Annotated in this window: 20 protein-coding genes; 10 read left to right on the forward strand and 10 right to left on the reverse strand. The window is 62.3% G+C overall.

Annotated features, from left to right (window positions below):
* Positions 1-35: 35 nt before the first annotated feature.
* Entirely contained in the window at positions 36-5,591 is a 5,556-nt protein-coding gene (locus tag QMG46_RS03145; protein ID WP_281851007.1) for a putative Ig domain-containing protein, read from the reverse strand.
* A 300-nt stretch (positions 5,592-5,891) separates the two neighbouring features.
* Between QMG46_RS03145 and QMG46_RS03150 the strand changes: the two genes are divergently transcribed.
* From QMG46_RS03150 to QMG46_RS03165, 4 genes are read left to right on the forward strand one after another with little or no spacing between them, the layout of a single operon-like run.
* On the forward strand, positions 5,892-6,401 hold the full coding sequence (locus QMG46_RS03150; protein WP_281851008.1) for a phage tail protein: 510 nt from the start codon (positions 5,892-5,894) through the stop codon (positions 6,399-6,401).
* A gap of 17 nt (positions 6,402-6,418) precedes the next feature.
* Positions 6,419-6,949 carry a phage tail protein gene (locus QMG46_RS03155; RefSeq protein WP_281851009.1) on the forward strand — a complete coding sequence of 177 codons (531 nt, stop codon included), beginning with the start codon at positions 6,419-6,421 and terminating at the stop codon, positions 6,947-6,949.
* Positions 6,950-6,988: 39 nt separating this feature from the next.
* On the forward strand, positions 6,989-7,522 hold the full coding sequence (locus QMG46_RS03160; protein WP_281851010.1) for a phage tail protein: 534 nt from the start codon (positions 6,989-6,991) through the stop codon (positions 7,520-7,522).
* Complete coding sequence (locus QMG46_RS03165; protein ID WP_281851011.1) at positions 7,519-8,067, forward strand: GNAT family N-acetyltransferase; 549 nt, start codon at positions 7,519-7,521, stop codon at positions 8,065-8,067. The genes QMG46_RS03160 and QMG46_RS03165 overlap by 4 nt, the downstream gene beginning before the upstream one ends.
* A gap of 16 nt (positions 8,068-8,083) precedes the next feature.
* Here QMG46_RS03165 and QMG46_RS03170 read toward each other — a convergent pair whose 3' ends face one another.
* Positions 8,084-8,377: a DUF6916 family protein gene (locus QMG46_RS03170; protein ID WP_281851012.1), complete on the reverse strand. Its 294-nt coding sequence runs from the start codon at positions 8,375-8,377 to the stop codon at positions 8,084-8,086.
* A gap of 607 nt (positions 8,378-8,984) precedes the next feature.
* On the opposite strand from QMG46_RS03170, the gene QMG46_RS03175 reads away from it, so the two are divergent.
* The 3 genes from QMG46_RS03175 to QMG46_RS03185 all read left to right on the forward strand — a co-directional run bounded on the left by QMG46_RS03175 (position 8,985) and on the right by QMG46_RS03185 (position 12,632).
* Positions 8,985-9,173 (forward strand): DUF6229 family protein, encoded by a 189-nt coding sequence (locus QMG46_RS03175; protein ID WP_281851013.1) that lies wholly within the window; start codon positions 8,985-8,987, stop codon positions 9,171-9,173.
* 364 nt (positions 9,174-9,537) lie between these two features.
* The gene (locus QMG46_RS03180) at positions 9,538-9,726 is read left to right on the forward strand and encodes a DUF6229 family protein (RefSeq protein ID WP_281851014.1); all 189 of its coding nucleotides are present in this window, start codon (positions 9,538-9,540) and stop codon (positions 9,724-9,726) included.
* Positions 9,727-9,806: 80 nt separating this feature from the next.
* Positions 9,807-12,632, forward strand: coding sequence for a type 2 lanthipeptide synthetase LanM family protein (locus QMG46_RS03185; RefSeq protein WP_281851015.1), 2,826 nt, complete (start codon positions 9,807-9,809; stop codon positions 12,630-12,632).
* A 27-nt stretch (positions 12,633-12,659) separates the two neighbouring features.
* On the opposite strand, the gene QMG46_RS03190 is transcribed toward QMG46_RS03185, so the two are convergent.
* The 7 genes from QMG46_RS03190 to QMG46_RS03220 form a co-directional block, all read right to left on the reverse strand.
* Complete coding sequence (locus QMG46_RS03190) at positions 12,660-13,019, reverse strand: RebB family R body protein (protein ID WP_281851016.1); 360 nt, start codon at positions 13,017-13,019, stop codon at positions 12,660-12,662.
* A gap of 331 nt (positions 13,020-13,350) precedes the next feature.
* Complete coding sequence (locus tag QMG46_RS03195; protein WP_281851018.1) at positions 13,351-14,364, reverse strand: NADP-dependent oxidoreductase; 1,014 nt, start codon at positions 14,362-14,364, stop codon at positions 13,351-13,353.
* 31 nt (positions 14,365-14,395) lie between these two features.
* Positions 14,396-15,184, reverse strand: a complete 789-nt coding sequence (locus tag QMG46_RS03200; protein ID WP_281851019.1) for an SDR family oxidoreductase — start codon at positions 15,182-15,184, stop codon at positions 14,396-14,398.
* Positions 15,185-15,198: 14 nt separating this feature from the next.
* Positions 15,199-15,969 carry an SDR family oxidoreductase gene (locus tag QMG46_RS03205; protein WP_281851020.1) on the reverse strand — a complete coding sequence of 257 codons (771 nt, stop codon included), beginning with the start codon at positions 15,967-15,969 and terminating at the stop codon, positions 15,199-15,201.
* A gap of 43 nt (positions 15,970-16,012) precedes the next feature.
* A complete protein-coding gene (locus QMG46_RS03210) occupies positions 16,013-16,714 on the reverse strand; it encodes a histidine phosphatase family protein (protein ID WP_281851021.1) in 702 nt (233 codons plus the stop codon).
* Entirely contained in the window at positions 16,707-17,777 is a 1,071-nt protein-coding gene (locus QMG46_RS03215) for a phosphotransferase family protein (protein ID WP_281851022.1), read from the reverse strand. Before QMG46_RS03215 ends, QMG46_RS03210 begins: the two co-directional genes overlap by 8 nt.
* Positions 17,774-18,946 carry an acyl-CoA dehydrogenase family protein gene (locus QMG46_RS03220; protein WP_345781799.1) on the reverse strand — a complete coding sequence of 391 codons (1,173 nt, stop codon included), beginning with the start codon at positions 18,944-18,946 and terminating at the stop codon, positions 17,774-17,776. Before QMG46_RS03220 ends, QMG46_RS03215 begins: the two co-directional genes overlap by 4 nt.
* 396 nt (positions 18,947-19,342) lie before the next feature.
* Between QMG46_RS03220 and QMG46_RS03225 the strand changes: the two genes are divergently transcribed.
* Entirely contained in the window at positions 19,343-20,263 is a 921-nt protein-coding gene (locus QMG46_RS03225; RefSeq protein WP_281851024.1) for a LysR family transcriptional regulator, read from the forward strand.
* A gap of 3 nt (positions 20,264-20,266) precedes the next feature.
* Here the strand turns inward: QMG46_RS03225 and QMG46_RS03230 are convergent, their stop codons facing one another.
* Complete coding sequence (locus QMG46_RS03230) at positions 20,267-20,647, reverse strand: ArsR/SmtB family transcription factor (RefSeq protein WP_281851025.1); 381 nt, start codon at positions 20,645-20,647, stop codon at positions 20,267-20,269.
* 108 nt (positions 20,648-20,755) lie between these two features.
* Here QMG46_RS03230 and QMG46_RS03235 point away from each other — a divergent pair, with 108 nt between their 5' ends.
* Complete coding sequence (locus QMG46_RS03235) at positions 20,756-21,502, forward strand: glucose 1-dehydrogenase (RefSeq protein WP_281851026.1); 747 nt, start codon at positions 20,756-20,758, stop codon at positions 21,500-21,502.
* Between the two features lie 97 nt (positions 21,503-21,599).
* Positions 21,600-22,031: a cupin domain-containing protein gene (locus tag QMG46_RS03240; protein ID WP_281851027.1), complete on the forward strand. Its 432-nt coding sequence runs from the start codon at positions 21,600-21,602 to the stop codon at positions 22,029-22,031.
* The last annotated feature ends 50 nt before the right edge of the window (positions 22,032-22,081 follow it).

Here is a 22,081-nt window from a genome sequence, read left to right on the forward strand (position 1 = left end):
AGACGCTTCGGTCTTCCCGCTACCTCATTCAAGCGTTACGGATCGAACTTCTTTTCGACGCCAAGCAGGATCGACTGATTGTCCTTGCTCGTGTTGTCGAGATAGTTCTGGTACTCGGCGCGCAGCAACCAGCCGCGGGTCGTCTCCAGGGCGATACCGGCACCTAGCATGGTGTGGTTGCGCGACTGGTTGAGCAACGTGGCCTGGTAGAGCGGGCCGCTGAGCGAGTCGGCGTAGCGCATGGCTGCCTGGCTGGAACCCTGCATGTCGTGGCCAAATTCAACGCGCAGCTGCGGCGACCAGACACCGTAGTCGCGCTTGGCCGCCCACTGTGCAAGCAGGCCCAGCGTACCGGTGCTGGTCTTGACGGTCTGGCGCTGGTAGGCCAACGAATAGATCGAATCGCCCGTTTCGGTATAGCCGTCCAGATGCGCGCGTGCCAGGTCGAGGCGGGCATATGGCGTCAGCAGCATGTCGTCGGCGCGATGCTCGTAGCCGACCGAGAGCGAGCCGAACAACTGCTTGCCGTCGCGCGTGCCATGCACGGTGTTGCCGTCGTCGGTAACGAAGCGGCGTGCATCGAACTGCAACCACTGGTAACCGACCAGCGCGTCGACGTACCACGCATCGCTCGGCCGGTAGCTGCCGTAGACGGCGATGTTGTAGCTGTCGACCGAGCTGCGGCTACCGTTCTGGCCGACATCGGACAGGTCGTGGCCGTAGCCCACGCCCAGGCCCAGCGCGAGGTGGCTGTTGACCTGCTTGTCCGCACCGAAGCTCACGCCCGAGGTGGTGAAGTCGATACCGTTGTCGCTGGTGCCTGGCTGGGTCTTGCCGAAGTTCACCGCACCGCCGGTCCAGAAGGCGATGTCACCCGGTGCACTGCCGCTGCCGGCGGCGGCCCCGGCCACCGCACTCGGTGCGGCCGGCGAATCAGGCGATACGACGTAGCGCTTGTTCTCGTTGTCGATCGTGTCCTGCATGCCGGCCAGGGAATCAGGGCGGCGCAGGCTGCTGGCCGAGGTCATCGTGATGCCGTTGCTGAAGCCGCCCACGCCGCCGTTGTGCAAGCTCTCCAGGCGGCGCTGGAAGTTGCTGATCTGGCCGGTGGCCATACGGCGTGTCGCATCGGCCTGCGCGTCGAGTACGCCCAGCACTTCAGCGTTCTTCGACGGATCGCTGCGCGGCGTAATGACCACATTGATCGTACCCGGCGCCGACTCGGCGAAGGCATTGCTCAATGTATAGGTAATCTGCGCCGAGCCGCCGAAGGTGGGCGCCGCGGTGAAGGTCAGCACATAGCCGTTGGCGGTCGACTGGATGCTGGTCGAACCCGCGTTGGCCGGCGAGACCGACACCACCCTGGCGCCGGTGAATGGCCCGCCATGCGCCGTGGCAGTCAGGTTCACCTGCACCGAGGTTGCGGCGATCACGGTCGTGTTCAGCGTCGGGGCTACCGGCAGCGGATTGACGGTCAGGGTCACATGCGCCGGCTTGGACGCACCAAACGGGTTGCTTACCGTGTAGTCGAAGCCGAGCGTGCCCGAGGCATCGCTGGGCGCCGTATAGACCAGGTCCGTGCCTTGTACCGACACAGTACCGGAAGCCGGCTGGGTCACCACCGCCGCACTGACGAACGGACCGTTGGTCGCACCGGCTACCGCGTGGATGGTGACCGACTTGCCGCCAAGCACGGTGGCCGTCTGCGCCGCTGCTACGGGTACCGCACCGGCAACGACCGTGATGTTGACGGTGGCCGGCCCCGACGTGCCGCCAGGACCCGTCGCGGTGTACTGCAGCGCGTCGCTACCGAAGTAGTTGGCCGCCGGCGTGTAGACGATATTCAAGCCACTGACGGTCGCGGTGCCATGCGCCGGCTGCTGGGTGATGGCAATGCTGGTGATCGGACCGGTGTCGACCGTGGTCACCGGAATCGTGACCGGACTGTTGGCATTGGTACTGGCCGAGTCGTTCACCACGATCGGCGCGGGCTGGCCGATCACGATCGTATAAGCCTGCGCTCCCTGGAAGCCGAACTTGTCGGTTGCGGTGATCGTGACGTTGAACGAACCGGCCGCCGTCGGCGTGCCGGATATCGTGCCCGCCGGGCTGAGCGTCAGGCCCGCCGGCATCGCACCGGAGGTCACCGCGTAGCTATACGGTGCCGAACCACCCGACGCCGACACCGTGGTCGATACATAGGCCGTACCCACCTTGCCTTGCGGCAGGGTCGAGGGCGCCAGCGCGATGCCCGGCGCATTGATCGTCAGCTGGTAGGTCTTCTGCGACGTCTGCGTGGCCGCGTCGGTCACCGTTACCGTGAACGAATAGGTACCCGAACTGGTCGGCGTACCCGAGAGGGTGCCTGACGGACTCATCGACATGCCCACTGGCAGCGCGCCGGTTTGCGTGTAGGTATAGGGCGCCGCACCACCGGACGAGACGAAGGTCAGCGAGTACGCGACACCGCCAGTGCCCGCCGGCAGCGGCGATGGCGTGGACAAGGTGACCGCACCGCCAGGCACCACGATGGCGAACGACTGCGATACCTGAGGTGCCGGCAGGAAGGCGCTGTTGCCTGCCTGGTCGGTGTGGATGGTGCAGGTACCCGGCGCCACGGTCGTGAGAATGCCCGACGAGGTGACCGTACAGACCGCAGTGGTCCCCGACGAGAACGCCACCGGCAGCCCGGAGGTGGTGGTTGCATTCAACTGCGGCGAGGTGCCGAAGTTCTGCGAACCGGGGTTGCTGAAGGTGATGGTCTGCGGTGCGATCGGCGTCACGCTGTTGGACGCGGCCGAGGCAATACCCGTGCCCGAGCCATTGGTCGCCGTCACCGTGAAGGTATAAGCCGTACCGTTGGTCAGACCGGTCACGGTGATCGGGCTGGTCGTACCCGTTCCGGTCAGGCCACCCGGGTTGGACGTCGCCGTGTAATTGACGATCGGGCCGCCACCGGTGTTGGCCGGCGGCGTGAACGCCACGGTTGCTTGGGTATTGCCTGCGGTTGCCGTGCCGATGACCGGCGCGCCCGATGGGGTTTCTGCAACGGTGAAGCTCTGCTGCACCTGGGGCGCGGGCGAGAACGAGCCGTTACCGGCCTGGTTCGCATCGATCGTGCAGGTACCGGCGCTGGCGAAGGTCAACGTGCCGCCACTGGTGATGGTGCAGACACTGGTGGTCTCCGAACTGAACACGACTGGCAGTCCCGAATCGCTGGTTGCGGTCAGTGTCGGTGTAGTGCCGTAGTTCTGCGTGCCGGGGTTGTTGAAGGTAATGGTCTGCGGGCCGCGTGGCGTCACGCTGTTGGACGCCTGCGAAGCAGGGCCGGTACCGACCGTGTTGGTGGCCGTTACCGTGAACGTATATGCCGTGCCATTGTTCAGGCCAGTGACGGTAATGGGGCTGTTCGCGCCCGTTCCGGTCAGGCCACCCGGATTGGAGGTTACGGTGTAGCCGGTGATCGGCGCCCCCCCGTTATCGCTTGGCGCCGTAAACATGACCTGCGCCTGGCCGGAGCCGGTCGTCGTCGCGGTACCGATGGTCGGTGCCTGCGGCACAACCGCCGTGACGTGCAAGGTGTAAGGCGCGGCGCTGCTGAAAGCCTGCGCGTCGGTCGCCGTGATGGTGAACGAGTAGTCGCCGGAGCTGGTCGGCGTGCCCGACAACGTACCGGTGGCCGCGTCGAAATGCATGCCTCCGGGCAATGCCCCGCCGAGAGAGAAGCTGTAAGGCGCCGTACCGCCGCTGGCCGCGAAGGTCTGACTGTAAGCGCTATCCACCGTGGCATTGGGCACGACAGAGGGCGAGATCGTGATTGTCGGCGCCGCAATCTGCAACGTGTAGGAGCGCGAGCCCGAGTACGGCGCAGCCGGACCCGTGCTGGAATCATTGGCCCTGACAGTGATGTTGAAGTTACCGGCCTGGGTCGGGGTGCCGCTGAGCACACCGGCCGACGACAAGGCCATGCCGTTGGGCAGCACACCGCTGGCAATCGCATAATTGTAAGGCGCAGTGCCGCCGCTGGCGGTCAGACTGACCGCGCCGTACGGAACGTTGACCGAACCTGGGGGCAACGTCGCCGGGCTGATCGCGATAACCGGCGCATTGACGGTCAACGTCACGTTTGCCGGCGCAGAATGGAACGGTGCCGCAGGACCGGTCGAACTGTCCGTTGCGGTCACCTGGACGGTGAACGTGCCCACGGCCGTGGACGTACCGCTGATGACGCCGTTGGCCGCCAGTGTCAGGCCGGCAGGCAGCGTGCCGGCGGTCACAGCATACGTGTAGGGTGCGGCGCCACCGGAAGCACCGGCAATGGAATGATTGTAAGCGGCGCCGGCAGTGGGATTGGGCGAGGCGGCCGGCGTATAGGTGATCGTGGGGGGCGACACCGTCACCGTCACGGTGGCCGGCGACGACGTACCCGCACCATTGGTGGCGGTATAGGTAAACGTATCCGGGCCGGCATAACCGGCGGCTGGCGTGTAGGTGATCGTCGTGCCGGTGGCCGTGGCCGCGCCGTGCGCGGCCTGGGTGGCGACCGCCACACTGGTCGCCGCCGCACCGGAGAGATTGAGCGGAATGTTGGTATTGGTGCTGCCGTAAGCCACCGTCGCCGATACCGGCCCCGCCGTCGGTGGCGAGTTCTGCACCGCGATGGTGAAGTTGCCCAGGCCGGAGAAGGGTGTACCCGGGCCGGTGCTGCTGTCGGATGCGCGAACCGTAAAACTGGTCGATCCCAATGTCGTCGGCGTACCGCTGATGAGGCCGCTGCTACTGAGGCTCAGGCCTGGAGGCAGCGAGGTACCATCGTCCAAGATATACGTATACGGCGCCATGCCGCCGGATGCGGTCAGCTGATAGCTGTAGGGCGTATTGAGCGACGCATTCGGCGGCGGCGAGATCGTGACCGTTGGTGGAGATACGGTTACCGAGTAGCTCTCTACTCCCGACGTGGACGTGCTGTCTGTCGCCTGGATGGTGAATGTGTATGTACCCGATTGCGTCGGCGTGCCGCTGATGGTCGATCCGCTCAGGATCAGGCCGGTCGGCAGGGTGCCGGCGCTCACCGTAAAGGTATAAGACCCCGTACCGCCCGATGCGCTGAGCGTCTGGCTATAGGCCACCTCGTACGATGGGTTGGGCAGGCTGCTCGGACTGACGACAATCGGCGACGTCGACGGCTTGATGGAGACGGTGACGTTGATCTGATTGTTCTGGTCGTCGGTGAAGACGAAGTGGTCCGTCGTGAATGCGTTCGAACCGTTGCTGTTGGTGTAGGTGACGGTATCGTTGCTGTTATCGACGGTTGCCGTACCGTGCGTGGGTGGAGTCTTGATCGCACCCAGGCCGAAACCATCGCCGTCGCAACCACTGGCGTCGATCACAATGGTGGTATTGGCGGCCATCGGCGAAGTCGATGGCGTCGTATGCGAATCGGGCACATTGAAGTCGGGGCAAATGGCTGCCGCATGGCCGGCTACCGGCAACGCTAGCAGCGCGCAAAGCGCCAGGGCCCTGGCATGGGGCGAGCGGAACGATGTGCGCAGACGCGAAATGACGCGCTGCATCAACGGGTGGTACTGCATGGTCCATGTCCCCTGTTGCACGCCCAACCGGCGGCAAACCGCGCCTCATGTAGGTCCGCGCCTGACGCCGAATGAACTTACGGCTTCCCTCAGCCGTCCCCTTAAATGCCCGCGGCGCAACGTGATTCCACACGGTACACAGCAGCCCTAATAGCGAAAATCATCCCCGGCGATTATTCAACCGGCCCACGCGGATACCGTATTGTGACGCGTTGCACGGATTCCTTGTCAAGTAACCTGCAATTAAGCGACAGTAAATAGGCGCGGCGGCCGGATGGGCAGCCGATCACAGGGGGAAACATGTCAATACCATTTCTTGGGCAAGTCTTGCTCGCGGGGTTCAATTTTGCCCCCAAGGGTTTTGCCGCCTGTAACGGGCAGCTCATGGCGATCAGCCAGAACCAGGCACTTTTCTCATTGCTTGGTACCACATACGGCGGCAACGGCGTGACGACATTCGCACTGCCGAACATGCAAAGCCGTACGCCCTACGGCATGGGGCCAAACAATACGTGGGGCGCACTCGGCGGCACGGAAAATGTCACGCTTTTGTCAAATCAAATTCCAGCTCATACGCATTTTTTTAGCTATAACACCCAAACGGGCAACGAGCGCAGTCCCGCGAATGGCCTTTTGGGCAACACAGGCAGCCTTCCCATTTATGCGCCAGCGAGCGGTACGCCGCAGGTAATTACGCACCCCAATACCATTGCGCCGCAGGGACAAAACCTGCCGCATAGCAATATCCAGCCTTATACAACGCTCAATTTCATTATTGCCCTCCAGGGCATGTTCCCTACTCGTAACTAATTCGGAGACCGACGACCATGACTCAGCCTTACGTCGGCGAGATCCGACTGTTTCCCTATTCGTTCGCTCCGAACGGCTGGTTCGATTGCGACGGCAGCCTGAAGCCGATCTCCGAGTACGATGTACTCTACGCCCTGCTCGGCACCACCTACGGCGGCGACGGGCAAACGACCTTCGCGGTACCCGATATGCGTGGCCGCGTACCGATCCACATGGGCCAGGGTCTTGGTTTGTCGCAGTACGTCCTGGGCCAGATGTCTGGCACGGAAGAGGTCACTCTGCTCGGCAGCAACCTGCCCACCCACGATCATTCACTGCTCGTGACATCCGCCGGCGCCAACAGCAACACACCCAGCAACAGCGTCGAGCTGGGCACCATCACCGGCGATACCCTGTACTCGAACAATGTCGCCGGGGTAAACCCCGCGCCTCTGGCCGCCGCCTCGTTGAGCCTTTCCGGCGGTAACTCGCCGCATGAAAACACCATGCCGACGTTGACGGTACGGTTCTGCATCGCCTGGGCCGGCGTGTTTCCGAGCCAGGGCTGAGCACGACTCGCATAGCAAATATAATTCAGGGGAAACCACATGAGTGATCCGTTTCTAGGCGAGATTCAGCTCTACGCCTTTCAATTTGCACCAACCAACTGGGCGTACTGTGCCGGGCAGCTGGTGCCCCTCAGTCAATATACGGCGCTTTTCTCGTTGCTCGGTATCAACTATGGCGGCAACGGCCAGAGCAATTTCGGATTGCCTAATTTCCAAAGCTTTGCCGCGTGCGCGGTCGGGCAAGGCCCGGGTTTGACGGAACGCATCCTCGGAGAAACTTTCGGCTCCGAGTCGGTCACGTTGATTTCCACCGAAATGCCCCAGCACACCCACGCCGTCAATTTTTATGCGCAGCGAGACAACACGAAGCGACAGGTCGGGCCCTCGAATGGCTCCGCGCTGGTATCGCCCAACAACAGCTCGATATTCGTCCAGAGCGCGCCTGTCAGCGGCACCTTTCCTGCCACTTCGGTAACGGTGAATCCGGGCAACCAGGCGCATCCCAACCAGCAGCCGTATCTGGCGATGAATTTCTGTATCTCGTTGCAGGGTGCATTCCCCTCACGGCCGTGAGTGCTGTACTGCCATCGTTCCCGCAGGGTCTTTCTGCGGAGTCGTTGGATGACTATCCCGGGCCTCGCGCGCCCGGGATTTCCCTGCGTTACGCCCACGACGGCGACCTGGCGTTTTTTCGCGACATCTATGCGCAATCCAGGGCGGCCGAAGTCGCGGCGATGCCCTGGTCTGCGGCCGTGCGGCGCGCCTTTTGCGACAGCCAGTTCGAGCTACAGCATCGACACTACGTCGCTCACTATCGGCAGGGCCATTTCCTGGTCGTCGAGCACGATGGCAAAGCCATCGGACGGCTTTATGTCTGCCACCAGTCGGACGAACTATGGCTGGTCGATATCCTGATCGACCAGACCTGGCGCGGCCAGGGCATTGGCACTGCGCTGCTGGATTGGATGCGGGAACTGGCGTCGGGCTTGGGACTGATTTCGCTGCGATTGCATGTCCTCAAGAACAACCAGGGCGCACGCCGCCTATATGAGCGACAAGGCTTTGTCCCGGATGGCGCCGAAGGTGCTCATCTGCGCATGGTCAGGGCATGCGCCTGATCCCCGAATGCAATCGTCAGTTGAAGACCGCCTGGTAGATGAAGCCATCCTTATCTCTGGCGATAGGCACCAGGAAAATACCGAATTCCCCCATGCGATCGTTCTGCATGTTATAGGTCCGTTGCGGAAAAACGATCGCGGATTCGTTGCGGAACAACAGCGAAAACGGCTCACGCACCAATCCGGGCATGGGCTGATAAGGAAGTGGCCGTGCCTCGACGAGCACGAACGGTGCGCGCATCTGATCGATCTCGACCATGAAGGTCTCGTTGAGATGCGCTGCAAATTGGTCCAGACGAAGAAACTGCATACAATCCCCTGTGATGGTGTCGAGCATGCCCAAGCGCGACGCCGTATTCAATACGCACGCGCTTGCGCACGATGAATCTGTTCGACAGATAAGCGGCCCGGACGGTCAACCGACCTTAACGTCACGCAAGACAAGCCGCGTTTTCGGCTTCCGACACGGGGCGGCGTGAAGCGCGGCATCCGGGTCGGTGGGCATACTATTCGCAATTGGCGATCCGCATGGTTCGCTGGCTCAGGTAACCGATATCGATGCCGAACAATAGCGCCCCGGATCCAGGGCATCCGGGGTCGCCGCATCGTCCAGCCCTGCTCATTGCCGCTCCCTGTCGTTCTTAGATATTTTTTGCAATCCGGGGCTCCGCGGCGAAGGTCAACCCGCAAGACCATGTAAATAATGCGAAGCAATTCCATATTTCACAATCGAAAATAACTATAGGTTATGTCCACCGCATGCCCAGGCATTTTTCAAGTGCAAAGGAATATGCGGAAAAGCGGCCCGAGTCGGGGCCTATCGTGCGTTTGAAAACCGTGCCTTTCCAGCACCCGCCTTCTGACCAAAGCGCGGGCCGGGAAAGGCTTCCCATTCGATACGATCAAGGAGCCATACCATGCAAACCCAAGACACCATCTCGAGCTGGCTGAGCCATTCGGGCAATCAGAGCAATAACCCTGCCGGCCCGCTTTTCATTGCCGGCGCACTGGCCACCGAAGCGGCACTGACCCATACCGACGCGGATATGAACATCATTACCGCGAAGACGACCATGTCCTGCGCAAACGGCTGCATCTGTTGTTAAACGCTTGATGCAACGCGTAGTCCGGCCGGCTACGCGTTGCCTTTCGTGTGGGACATTATCCGCGCGGTGCTTACGCCATCCGGTCCATATTTAAACAGCGCTCCATCCATGGCTTGTATACAAAGCCACTCCAGGCTGCGTCGTACAAATAGTGAGAAGCAATTCCGGATTTCACATTCGGAAATAACTATAGGTTATGTCCACCGCATGCCCAGGCATTTTTCAATGCAAAGGAATATGCGGCAAAACGGCCCGAGTCGGGGCCTATCGTGCGTTTGAAAACAGCGTCTTTCCAACACCCGCCTCCTGACCAAAGCGCGGGCTGGGAAAGGCTTCCCATTCGATACGATCAAGGAGTCATGCCATGCAAACCCAAGACACCATCTCGAGCTGGCTGAGCCACTCGGACAACCAGAACGACAATCCTGCCGGCCCGCTGTTCATTGCCGGCGCGGTGGCCACCGAATCGGCACTGACCGCCACGGACGCGGAGATGAACATCCTCACCGCCAAGACCACCATGTCCTGCGCAAGAGGCTGCCTCTGTTGTTAAACGCTTGAGACAACGCGCAGTCCGGCCGGCTGCGCGTTGCCTTTCGTGCAGAACACTTCCGCGTTTGAGCGAGCGATTCCATGGCAGATACCCACGACGATACGGATGCCTTCGGCGACATCATCGCCTGCTTCACCGAACCGCACCGCGACGTATTGGCAGCACGCCTCACGGCCTGGTCGCCGCAACTGGACGATAGCGAACGCGACCTTATCGGACGCATGGCGGATGCGGCATTGCATACCCATGCACGGCTCAAGCTCAATCGCGTCCTGTTGCTCGAGTTGCACGCAGCCAAGCTGGAAGGGCTGCTGACAGCGAACGATGAATCGGCACGCTTTGCCCAGTTCGTGGAACTGGCCTGTAAACCGGCTTTCGTCACTCATCTGGATACACGCTACCCCGTACTGCGCTCTCGTTTGTACCGCATGCTCGATCGCCAACGTCACGCGATCGAAGCGATGACCGAACGCTTTATCGCCGACCGCGATGCGTTGACGACGTTACTCGGCAAGCCGACGGGGCGGCTGCTCGCCTTGACGATGGGCGAAGGCGACCTGCATGCCGGTGGCCAGGCTGTCGCCCGCCTGACCGTGGAAGGCGGCCAGATCATGTACAAACCGCGCTCGTTGCGCATTGATCACGTGCTCGAGAACTTGCTGGATGCGGTGTTTGACGACGATCCGGATCGCATCCGCATACCGCCGGTGATCGATCGGGGCGATTATGGCTGGGCCGCTTTCGTCCCTCATCGCTATTGCGACGGTAACGATGAACTTCGCGCCTTCTACCACCGCATGGGCGATTGGCTCGGGATATTGCGACTGGTGGGCGGCACGGACATCCATCACGAAAACCTCATTGCGGTCGGCCCCACACCGACGGTGATCGACGCGGAGAGCCTTTTCGCGCTGCTGCCCAAAGTGCCATCGTCGCCTTACGGACATGCTCACGAGTTGGCGCAGGGATTGATTCGAAGTTCGGTGCTGCGTACCGGCATCGTGCCGTTTCGTGCGCCCGCACTCGGTTTCGATGGCGTGGATGTATCCGCTGCCGGGGCGTTGCCCGATCAGCAACCTCAATTGCAGGTGCCGGTGATCGTCAATGCCGGCACCACCGAAGCGCGGCTGGATATCGTCGATATCGACGTGGAACACTCGCAAAACCATCCCGATCCGCGGCCGGATGTGTCGCTGTACTGGGATCGGATCAGCGAAGGCTTTCTCGATACCAGCCGCCGACTGCGCCACCTGGACGCCACCGGGCAGCTTGCCCCGATGCTCGATGCCTTCGAAGGCTGCATCGCACGCGACATCCTGCGACCGACCCAGGCGTACGTGGAGCTGGGGCGGATGCTGTGGCATCCGGCCTCATTGCACGACGAAGCGCCGGGCATCGAGCGTGCGCGAGACCTGCTGGCGCGCAATGCGATCGTGATGCCGATCGCACCCTCGTCGCCCGAAGCGATCGCCGCGGAAATCGACGATCTGCGCCATGGCGACATTCCGGTGTTTTCCGCGCCGCTCACGCGTGCGCGCATCGACGGGGCGCTGGCCGACTGGCGCGGCATGCGCATCGACCTGGAGGAGCTGACCATTCGCAGCGCGCTGGTCATCACCTCGCTCAATCAACGTTTCGCCGCCTCTCCTGCGGCACGTGACTTCTATCCGCGCCATCCGCACAGCGACCATCTGGAAACGCGTCGCCGCCAGCTGCTCACCGACGCCACCGAACGCCTGTTGCGCCTTTCGGTGCGAGGGAACGATGGCTCAGTCACCTGGATCACGCCTGAAACCTGCCAGGACGGCTGGATGGTGCAACCGCTGCAGTCGGACGTGTATTTCGGTATGGGCGGCGTCGTGATCGCACTGGCTGGTTATCGGCATGAAGTTCAGCTTGATCGCGCAGATCCCGTGCCCGGCCTGGACGAGACGCTGGAGGGTGCGCTGCAGACATTGCAAGCGCTGGAGCAGGACAAGCCGCGGACCTTCGGTGGCTTTACCGGTTACGGTGCGCGCATCTGGACCTGGCTGACGCTCTACGATCTGCTGCCGCGCGCCGCCTGGATCTCGCGGGCCGCCGCCGTGGCCCAGGCACTGGAGAGCGAAGGCTTCGAGCAGGACACGCTGTTCGACATTCTCGATGGTGCAAGCGGCGTCATCGTTCCGCTGTTGCGGCTGGCCGAACTCACCGGCCAGCCGCGTTGGCTGGCGTTGGCGGCAAACGCAGGCAAACACCTGGAGAAGTTCGCGATCCTCGACGAGCAAGGCCGCGCAAGCTGGATAACCGCCAATTCCGATCGCTCCATCGGCGGCTTCGCTCATGGTGCCGCCGGCATTGGATGGAGTCTGGCCAGACTGGCGCTGAGCGACGCAGGCTCCGCCATCGATCGTGCTCGCTGGCAGAGCCTGGCCAAGGCAACCGAAGCATTTCAAAACTCGTTGTATGACCCGGCGTCCGGTAACTGGTACGACCTGCGCCATGGCGACAACAAGCCCGGTTATCACACATGGTGCAATGGCAGCGTCGGTATCGGCCTGGCGGCGAGCGACCTGTATGCGCGCACGCGCGATCCGCGTCATCTGCATACCGTGCGACAGGCGCTACGTGCCTGTGAAAGCATGTGGGGCATAACGCATACGCTTTGCCACGGCGATTTTTCGCTGTGGGAGTTCCACTCGCGCGCGACAGCGCTGGATCCGACGGCCGCCGCACTGGACCGCGACGCGGCGGTCGCCCAGGTGGTGTCTTCGATCGAAGAAAACCGCGGTGTCATCGGCGGTATGACCCGCGCGGCATTTACGCCGGGCCTGATGACCGGCCTGGCCGGAGCGGTGCACGGCCTCAGCCGCATGCATCCCGAATGCCGGTTGGGATCGCCGCTGTTGCTGGAGGCGTCCGCGTGATGCGGACGCTCCGCATCTCGACGGTGCCTAGCCGAACGCCCTGAGCACGGTGAGCAGGCTGGTGAGGTTGTCGGGAACGCCGGTCTGCGCGATCTTTTCCGTCGCACCGGCAGCGGCGGTCGTGTCCACCGAGTAGATCTGCATGACGCCCTGATTGGCGGCCGCCTGCGACAAGGTGTTTTGCTGTTGCTGCGCGGACACGGCGTTCTCGAACAGGATGCCGGTGGCGTGCGACATGGATTGGTATGCCTTTCCAAGGTCTACCGCGGCCGATTCGCGAAGAAAGGCTTCGAGTTGCTGTACTTCCTGCGGCGTGAGCGGGCGTTTCAGCCAGGTCTCGGCAACACTACGCAGCTGAGCCAGCTTTGCCTGATCCAGATCCGTCATGGGGCTTCCTTGGTGTGTATGGGAGAAAAATTGCGTGGTGCAGGATAGCGTTCGAATGGGATGTTGATAAAGCCACTGTTCTTCGCAGGAACGGTTCAAAGAAATCCATCGTCATCCCGGCGCAGGCCGGGACCCAGTGGCTTTGTGATCGGTTATCGCGAGAGCCAATGAGCATCTGCTCTATCGCGAAGACCGAAAACCGAAGCCACTGGGTTACTCGCTTTGCTCGCCCCTTCGGGGCCGCCCTGCGGGCGTTCTACGCGCAAGCGCTAGTCCGGCCTGTGCCGGGATGACGGCTAGGGAGGTTTTCGATATTCCCTTTCGCTGCGAACTATTCCCCGTGCACGCGCAACACCAGTTTGCCGGTGCTCGTACCCTCAAACAACCGATTCAACACCGTCGGCGCATTCTCCAATCCTTCGGCGACGGTTTCGCCCGCCTTGACCTTCCCTTCCTTGACCCAGCCAATCAAGTCCTGCACCGCTTTCTGGCTGTCACGATAATCGAACGCCAGAAAACCACGCACGGTAAGACGCTTAACGATGATGACGCTGTAATCGTCCGAAGGACGGCCGCCGTTGGCGTAGTTGGCAATCAAGCCACACAACGCCACACGGCCACCGTTGACCATGCGCGACATCACCGCGCGCATCACCGGGCCGCCGACGTTTTCGAAATTCACATGCACGCCATCCGGCGTGGCTTGCTTGAGTTGCTCCTTCCAGTCGTCGGCCTTGTAGTCAACGGCAGCATCGAAGCCGAGATCGTCAATCAAATGACGGCACTTGTCGGGACCACCGGCGATACCGACCACCCGCGCACCACGCAGTTTGCCGATCTGACCGGCGATCGAACCGACCGAGCCGGCGGCAGCCGATACCACCAAGGTTTCCCCAGGCTGCACAGGCGTGATTTCGGTCAGACCATAGTAGGCAGTAATGCCGCTGAAACCGCAGGCACCAAGCAAGGTCGGTAACGACACTGGCGGCTTGGGCGGCAGCTTCACCCAGTCCTTGGCGCGCGCTTCGTCGAGCACCGCATAGTCCTGCCAACCGACCAGGCCCTGCACCAGATCGCCTTCGGCATAGTGCGACGAACGCGAGGCGACGACGCGCCCAAGGCCCAGGCCGCGCATGGTGTCGCCGATGGCCACCGGCGGCATGTACTGCGGGATATCGCTCATCCAAACGCGGTTGGTCGGGTCCATCGATAGATACAGCACGCGCACCAGCGCCTGACCTTCGGCCAGCTCGGGTACGGGCAGCTCGACCAGGTCGAAATTATCCTGGCGCACCAGGCCTTCGGGACGCGTTTTCAGCCGTAGCTGACGATTGACAAGCGACATGGCTAACCTCATTGGAATCGGCTGGTTGAATTCAGATGGCGCAGGCGCCACCGTCGACGACCAGCTCGGCGGCGGTAACGTAACGACTTTCGTCGCTGGCCAGGTACAGGACGGCGTAGGCCACGTCGTCTGGCTCGCCAAGGCGACGCATCGGGATGCCACGTGTCAGCTTGCGCGTGGCTTCCTCTTCGCCCAGGGCATCATAAAACGGCGCGACGATGCCGGTGCGTACAAACGCTGGATGGACCGAGTTGCAGCGCACATCGATCTTCTGTCGGGTGCAATCCATCGCGACCGATTTGGTCAGCATGGCCACCGCCGCCTTGGACGTGTTGTAGGCCGCGTAATCCGGATCGACCTTGAAAGCCGCCAACGAAGAGATATTGACGATCGACGCCGGCTGCGCCTCACGCAGATATGGCAAGGCATGTTTGCAACCGAGCAGGATGCTTTCCACATTGATGCTCATGACGCGGCGCCATTCTTTCAGTTCGATCTGTTCGACCGAACCGAGCGAACCGATCCCCGCGTTGTTGACCAATACGGACAGGCCGCCCATCGCCTTGGCGGCCTGATCGAGACGCTCGATCCAGGCCGCTTCGTCCCGCACATCCTGCGTAGCCGCCCACGCCACCGTATCGCTCAGCTCGCGATTGATCTCATCGGCCACGGCCGTCACAGCGTCCGCATCGATGTCGGTAAGAAAGACCTTGGCGCCGTGGCGAGCGAACATACGCGCCATCGCAGCACCCAAGCCGCCGGCAGCGCCGGTGATAAATACTTGCTTGCCTGCGGCGCGCGGCGCTACATGGTTGTTCATGGATTTCCCCTGACTCATACGCTCAAGTAACCCCCGTCCACATTCAACACCGCACCGGTGGTGTACGAGGCAGCATCGGAGGCGAGATAAAGCACCGCGCCGGCCATTTCCGACGGCTGCGCCACACGGCGCATCGGTACGTGCGCCAGCGCCTGCTTCAGGATCGCCGGCGTATTGACCAGCACCGAAGCGAACTTGGTATCGGTCAGGCCTGGCAGCAGCGCATTGCAGCGCACACCCTGTTCGGCGCATTCGACCGCGAAGGCCTTGGTCATCGAGATGACGGCTGCCTTGGTGATCGAATAGATGCCCTGTTGCATGCCCGGCACCACACCATTGACCGATGCGACGTTGACGATCGAGCCGCCGCCGTTCTTGATCATCAGCCGTGCGCCATGCGTGGACATGTAGAAGTAGCCGCGGATATTCACGTCGACGGTTTTCTGCAGGATCGACGGCTCGGTGTCGAGAATGTGTCCGAAGTACGGATTGGTCGCGGCGTTGTTGACCAGGATATCCAGGCGACCATGGCTTGCTCCCACCTGGGCATACAGCGCCTCGATCTGTTCGAGCTCGCCGATATGGCAGGCAATCGCCTCGGCCGAACCGCCCTCGGCCTTGATGCCGTCGACGACGGTCTGGCAATCGGCCTGACGTCGGCTGGACACGATGACGTGCGCACCGTGTTGTGCCAGCAGACGCGCGATGTCCGCGCCGATGCCGCGACTGGCACCGGTGACGATGGCGATTTTTCCGCTGAGATCGAATGTGTTGGTGGCTGTCATAGATCGCTCTTGTTGAGGTTGCATCGCCATGCCGTCCAGGGCGTCATCGCAGCGTGATCCATTCGCATGAGTTGCCGTGTTCCAGATGAGGCCAGCTGTTGTACGTCACGAGACTGGCACCATGTGCACCGAGGCGCAGCCGCGTCATGCCACTGTTGACCAGGGGCCAGCTCAGATGGAAGGTCTGCTCGAGCGGCACGCCCAGTAACGTACCGACGATCACGGCAATCGGACCGCCCGACGTAAATGCCCAGATCGACGAGGCTGATCGTTGCTGCAATTGCGCCAACGCATCGAGCACCCGCTCGCGGAACATCGGCCAAGTGCAGCTGTAGTCGGCATCGTGCTTGCCGCCGATCCAGCGATGCAGTGCGGCGACGAACAGCTCCTGAAAGGCACGCTTGGGATCGCTCTCCTGCTTCAGCGCCTCGCGCAATTGGCCTGCGCCGGCCAGGTCCGGGCGTTGACGGGCCAGCAGTTCGTGGTGATCGACTTCGTCCAGGCCGTCGAGCAACAACGGTTCGGCCTCGACCTTGGCAGCGGCCAGGCAAAGCGTGGCGGTATCGCGATGACGGACGCGCGGCCCGATCGCGACCAGATCCGGCGCCTGCCCGCACTTTGCCAGCCACGCTCCCAGCTCGCGTGACTGCTTCTCGCCGATGCCGGACAGACGGTCATAGTCTTCCGCATGAAAACTGGCCTGGCCATGGCGGATCAACAGCAGTTCGCGCGTGACCTTAGCCATGGGCTTTTTGAATCACGTGGCGACAACGTTGGCCCATGTCGCGCGCAGCGTCGCCGAAGCCGGCGAACTGCGGGTTGCTGGTCTGGCCCAGCGCGAAGCGACGATAGATCTGCTGGATGATCACCATCAGGCGAAACAGGCCAAAGGCCTCGTAGAACCCAAAGGCCGACACGTCCAGCCCGCTTTGTTGACCGTAGTACGCGATGACCTCGCGACGCGTCAGCATGCCGGCCTCATGCGTGGGTTGGCGACGGAACGATTGGAACACCGGATCGTCGTCCGCCTGCACCCAATAAGCCAACGACCCACCCAAATCCATCAAAGGATCGCCGATTGTCGCCATTTCCCAGTCGAGCACGCCGATTACCCGCAGCGGATCGTCCGGAGCGAGCACGACGTTATCGAAGCGGTAGTCGTTGTGAATGATGCAACTGGCGTTGTCGCGCGGTGGTTGATTCGCCGCCAGCCACGCCATCACGTCCTCGCACGCATCGGCGCCTTCGGTCATGGCCTGGCGATACCGTTCGCTCCAACCCGATACCTGGCGGGCGATATAGCCCTCGCCCTTGCCCAGGTCGTGCAGGCCCGCCTGCGTGACATCGATGCGATGCAATTCGATCAGGCGATCGATAAAGGTCACGCAAAGCTTGCGCACGCCTTCGGCGTCGAGCCCAAGTTCGGCCGGCAGGTCGCGGCGCAGGATGCTGCCGCGCAAACGCTCCATCGCATAGAAATCGCTGCCGATCACCGCAGCGTCATCGCAGCGCGCGAGAATCGCCGGTACATACGGGTAGCTGCCACGCAGCGCCGCCATGATGCGTGCCTCGCGCAACATGTCGTGAGCCGCCTTGGCCTTGGCGCCGGCCGGCGGACGGCGCAGCACCAGCTCGCGGTCGGCATAGCTGATCAGATAGGTGAGATTGGATGCGCCGCCCGGAAACTGCGCCACCTTGGGCGCGCCTTCGAGGCCGTCGATATGCGCTTTGAGGAAGCTATCGATGCGCGCCACATCGAAGGCGTCTTCTTCGCGCACAGGGCGAAGCTGGTCGCGAAGTTCGCTCATGTGATTTCCTTGCGGATTTGTTGCGCCTTCGCTTCCAGGCGAGCGACGACCGCGCGATGCACTTCGTCTGGGCCGTCCGCCAGACGCAGTACGCGCGCATAGGTGTACAGCCGCGCCAGCGGAAAGTCGTCCGACAGGCCGGCACCGCCGTGGATCTGGATCGCCGCATCGGCGGCCTGCTGCGCGACCATCGGTACAACGACCTTGATTTGCGAAATCAGGCTGAGCGCGGCCTTGCTGCCTTGCGTGTCCAGCGTCCAGGCGGTTTTCAGCGTCAGCAGGCGCGCCTGCTCGATCGCCATGCGCAGGTTGGCCACAATGTCGGCATTGCCGCCAAGTTGCAGCAGCGGCTTGCCGAAGGCGACGCGAGTGGTGGCGCGCTCAACCAGGAGCGACAGAGCACGTTCGGCCGCACCCAGCGCGCGCATGCAGTGGTGCACGCGTCCGGGACCCAGGCGGCCCTGTGCAATCTCGAAGCCGGCGCCCGGCGCGAGAATCACATGATCCAGCGGCAGGCGCACATGATCGAAGCTCATCTCGCCGTGACCGGAGGGTTCGTCGACGTCATGAAATACCGGCAGCATGCGTTCGATGCGCACACCCGGATGGTCGAGCGGACAGATCACCATGCTATGGCGGCGATGCGGCTCGGCGTTCGCATCGCTCAGGCCCATGAAGATCACGAAGCGGCAATGCGGATGCCCGGCGCCGGTGGTCCACCACTTGCGCCCATCGAGCACGACCTCGTTGCCTTCGACGCGCGCGGTGGCCTGCATGTTCGTTGCATCGGACGAGGCGACGTCCGGCTCGGTCATGGCGAAGCCGGAACGAATCTCGCCGCTCAGCAAGGGCGCCAGCCAGCGCTCGCGCTGCATCGGCGAACCGTAGCGATGCAGTACTTCCATGTTGCCGCTATCGGGCGCAGCGCAATTGAAGACCTCCGGCGCGATAAACGAGTGCCCCATGATTTCGGCCAGCGAGGCGTACTCGACGTGGCTCAGGCCCTGCCCGTCCTTGGCGTCGGGAAGAAACAGGTTCCACAGGCCTGCCGCACGGGCGCGGGCTTTCAGCGCCTCCATCACCGGCGGCTGGCGCCATTGCCGGTGATCGGTACCACCGATCAGTTGCTCGCGATACACCGGCTCGGCCGGCAGGACTTCGTCCTGCATAAAGCGGCTTAGACGTTCGGTAAGCGCCTGGGTGCGCTCGGAAGGGGCGAAATCCACGGGAGTCTCCTTGGAATGCGTTGCAGAGTACGCCCGGGTCAGCCAATAATTGAAATGAATATGCTTTATGGCTGGTTATTAATTTTATGAATGGATGCCATGGAGTGACTTCCAGAAATAACAAATAACCCTCCCTACTCGTCATCCCGGCGCAGGCCGGGACCCAGTGGCTTCGTTTTCTGGTTTTAGCCAGAGCGCAGATGTTTGTTGGTTCTCGCGATAACCGATCACAAAGTCACTGGATCCCGGCCTGCGCCGGGATGGCGGTGGGAAGGATTGAGGTTGTTTCGGGTCGCTCTCACAGAAAGCTCTTTATCGGAGCCCTTCAAGGCCAACCCCATGGAACGCGACACCCGCATCGACCTCAATCTGTTCCGCGTGCTCGACGCGATCTACACCCATGGCGGGGTCAGCGCGGCGGCACGCGCGCTGCATCTGACGCAGCCGGCGGTGACGCATGCACTGGGGCGCTTGCGCGACCATCTCGACGATCCGCTGTTCGTGCGCCAGGGTAATCGCGTGGTCCCGACCGAGAAAGTGCGAGCAATGATGCCGTCGGTGCAGTGGCATCTCAAAGCCCTGCTGGCGAGCACGCATACGCAGCCAAGTTTCGAACCGGCGCGACTGGCGATGGAGTTTGTGGTCGGTTTTCGCGACATTCTCGAATCGACCGCCCTGCCCGGCCTGATGGCGCGTATCGAGAGCGAAGCGCCCGGTGTGCGCATCGTCAGTCGCCGTGTCGCTGCCGACGACGTGGAACGTGAGTTGGCCACCGGTACGCTGGACCTGGCCGTCGACCGACCGCTGCGCGCAGGCCCCGCTATTGCGCGCCAGCATCTGCTGGACGAGTCGCTCGCGGTGGTGATGCGTCGCAAGCATCCGCTAAGCGCGTTGCTGCGCCGTTCCGACTACCTAGCCGCCGAGCACATCACCGTCTCGCCACTGGGCGAATCGAACGCGCTCGATACCTTGCTCGGACAGAACGGCATGTTTCGACAGGTCCGGCTGGTCTGCCAGCACTATTTCTCCGCCTGCCAGATCGTTGCGGGCAGCGATCTGCTACTGACCCTGCCGCAATCCTATGCGGCGCACGTCGCCAGCCTGCTGCCGATCGCCATTCATCCGCTGCCGATCCGGCTCAAGACCTTTCCGATTCTTGCCTACTGGCACAGTTCGAAAGACAACGACCCCGCACATGCCTGGTTTCGCGAGCAAATGACCACGGCCATTGCGCAGGCGCTGGGACCGCACGGCTCCTGACGATCAGGCGATCTTGGGTTTTGCAGCCGACTTGCGCTTGCTCGCGCATGCCTGCTCGGTCATCTGTACGGCATGCGCATTCATGATCGCGCCGATCAACCCCGGAAAACGTTGCTCGATTTCCTTGCAGCGCGTGGTGTTATGCATTTCCACGCCGTGGCGTTCGCTACGGATCAGCCCGGCTTCGCGCAAGGCGCGAAAATGCTGGGATAACGTGGACTTGGGAATCGTCTTGTCGCTGACCTGCGAGAAGTTCGTGCAGTTGAAGGCACAGCCGGCGTTGGCCATCTGCGCATAGATCGCCACACGCACGGGATCGGACAGCACGTGAAGGATGCCCTCCACGGTGATGTCTTCGATCGATGGATGGATCAGCGGTCTCATGCGGTCATTTTAGCCCCCCTTGACTCTTAGTTCCATAGTTCATATGTTGCGAACTATAGGATTTCTGATCCGCTTCTTTCCGTCCCACCTCCCGTCAAGGAACAGTCCATGAGCAAGCTCGCAGGTAAAGTCGCCGTCGTCACCGGCGCATCCAAGGGCATTGGCGCCGCCATTGCCAAGTCGCTGGCCGCCGCAGGCGCGTCAGTGGTCGTGAACTACGCTTCCAGCAAGGCCGGCGCCGATACCGTCGTCGAGGCCATCACCGCCGCCGGCGGCAAGGCCGTAGCCGTCAAGGGCGACGTGTCCAAGGCAGCCGACGCACAGGGTCTGATCGACGCCGCGGTCAAGCAGTTCGGCCGGCTCGATATCCTGGTGAACAACTCGGGCGTGTACGAATTCGCCCCGCTGGAAGAGATCACCGAAGACCATTACCACAAGCAGTTCAACGTCAACGTGCTCGGCCTGCTGCTGACCACGCAGGCGGCCGCCAAGCACATGACCGAAGGCGGCAGCGTGATCAACATCGGCTCGCTGGTCAGCCGCCTGTTCCCGGTGGGAAGCGCCGTCTATACCGCCACCAAGGGCGCGGTCGACGCCATCACCGGCGTACTGGCACAGGAACTGGGCCCGCGCAGCATCCGCGTCAATGCGCTGAACCCCGGCATGGTCGAGACCGAGGGCACCCACGCTGCCGGTTTCATCGGCTCGGACTTCAACACGCACGCCGTGTCGCAGACCCCGCTGGGTCGCATCGGCCAGCCCGATGACATCGCCTCGATCGCCGTCTTCCTGGCTTCGAGCGATTCGTTCTGGCTGACCGGCGAAAAGCTGTATGCCGGCGGTGGCATGCGCTAATTCGTAGAGCGACAACATCCGGCTGCGCTCCCGCAGCCGGATGTACGATAGGGCCTCGTTGTTCCCTCATTCACCGATGCACATCGAGGAAGCCGTCATGTCGCGTTATCTTCGTGTCACATCTATCGCCGTCGTTTTTGCCGGGCTGATCTTCAGCCTGCCTGGCTTTGCCCAGGACGCCGCGAAAACCGATGGCCCCCAACCCAAACGCAGCATTCTTGATCGCCATGATCAGAGCGGCGTGCCCGGCAAGGAGATCGTGATCGGTACGGCGGAGCTGCCTGCCGGGACGGTGATTGGCTGGCACACCCATGATGGCGACGAATCGGGCTACGTCCTCAAGGGCGATCTGGTGTTGAAGACACAAGGCAAGCCTGACCAAGTGCTCAAGGCCGGCGATCATTTCTTCAATCCGCGTGGCGCCGTGCATAGCCTGGCCGCTGCGCCTGGGAGCCAGGGCGGCACTGCGGTGTCGACCTGGATCATCGACAAGGGCAAGCCGATCGCCGAACCGGTGAAGCAGCCCTGACCTGGGGCTTGGGTGGCGGCAGCGGATAAGATCGGCGCACCGCCTCCTAT

This window comes from Dyella sp. GSA-30 (assembly GCF_027924605.1).
In the GTDB taxonomy this organism is placed as follows: Bacteria; Pseudomonadota; Gammaproteobacteria; order Xanthomonadales; family Rhodanobacteraceae; genus GSA-30.

What these genes read in the sequence shown, in the direction of transcription:
- QMG46_RS03145 (WP_281851007.1), bottom strand. Translation starts at nt 5,591, where the DNA reads ATGCAGTACCACCCGTTGATGCAGCGCGTCATTTCGCGTCTGCGCACA.
- QMG46_RS03150 (WP_281851008.1), top strand. Translation starts at nt 5,892, where the DNA reads ATGTCAATACCATTTCTTGGGCAAGTCTTGCTCGCGGGGTTCAATTTT.
- QMG46_RS03155 (WP_281851009.1), top strand. Translation starts at nt 6,419, where the DNA reads ATGACTCAGCCTTACGTCGGCGAGATCCGACTGTTTCCCTATTCGTTC.
- QMG46_RS03160 (WP_281851010.1), top strand. Translation starts at nt 6,989, where the DNA reads ATGAGTGATCCGTTTCTAGGCGAGATTCAGCTCTACGCCTTTCAATTT.
- QMG46_RS03170 (WP_281851012.1), bottom strand. Translation starts at nt 8,377, where the DNA reads ATGCAGTTTCTTCGTCTGGACCAATTTGCAGCGCATCTCAACGAGACC.
- QMG46_RS03175 (WP_281851013.1), top strand. Translation starts at nt 8,985, where the DNA reads ATGCAAACCCAAGACACCATCTCGAGCTGGCTGAGCCATTCGGGCAAT.
- QMG46_RS03180 (WP_281851014.1), top strand. Translation starts at nt 9,538, where the DNA reads ATGCAAACCCAAGACACCATCTCGAGCTGGCTGAGCCACTCGGACAAC.
- QMG46_RS03185 (WP_281851015.1), top strand. Translation starts at nt 9,807, where the DNA reads ATGGCAGATACCCACGACGATACGGATGCCTTCGGCGACATCATCGCC.
- QMG46_RS03190 (WP_281851016.1), bottom strand. Translation starts at nt 13,019, where the DNA reads ATGACGGATCTGGATCAGGCAAAGCTGGCTCAGCTGCGTAGTGTTGCC.
- QMG46_RS03195 (WP_281851018.1), bottom strand. Translation starts at nt 14,364, where the DNA reads ATGTCGCTTGTCAATCGTCAGCTACGGCTGAAAACGCGTCCCGAAGGC.
- QMG46_RS03200 (WP_281851019.1), bottom strand. Translation starts at nt 15,184, where the DNA reads ATGAACAACCATGTAGCGCCGCGCGCCGCAGGCAAGCAAGTATTTATC.
- QMG46_RS03205 (WP_281851020.1), bottom strand. Translation starts at nt 15,969, where the DNA reads ATGACAGCCACCAACACATTCGATCTCAGCGGAAAAATCGCCATCGTC.
- QMG46_RS03210 (WP_281851021.1), bottom strand. Translation starts at nt 16,714, where the DNA reads ATGGCTAAGGTCACGCGCGAACTGCTGTTGATCCGCCATGGCCAGGCC.
- QMG46_RS03215 (WP_281851022.1), bottom strand. Translation starts at nt 17,777, where the DNA reads ATGAGCGAACTTCGCGACCAGCTTCGCCCTGTGCGCGAAGAAGACGCC.
- QMG46_RS03220 (WP_345781799.1), bottom strand. Translation starts at nt 18,946, where the DNA reads ATGCAGGACGAAGTCCTGCCGGCCGAGCCGGTGTATCGCGAGCAACTG.
- QMG46_RS03225 (WP_281851024.1), top strand. Translation starts at nt 19,343, where the DNA reads ATGGAACGCGACACCCGCATCGACCTCAATCTGTTCCGCGTGCTCGAC.
- QMG46_RS03230 (WP_281851025.1), bottom strand. Translation starts at nt 20,647, where the DNA reads ATGAGACCGCTGATCCATCCATCGATCGAAGACATCACCGTGGAGGGC.
- QMG46_RS03235 (WP_281851026.1), top strand. Translation starts at nt 20,756, where the DNA reads ATGAGCAAGCTCGCAGGTAAAGTCGCCGTCGTCACCGGCGCATCCAAG.
- QMG46_RS03240 (WP_281851027.1), top strand. Translation starts at nt 21,600, where the DNA reads ATGTCGCGTTATCTTCGTGTCACATCTATCGCCGTCGTTTTTGCCGGG.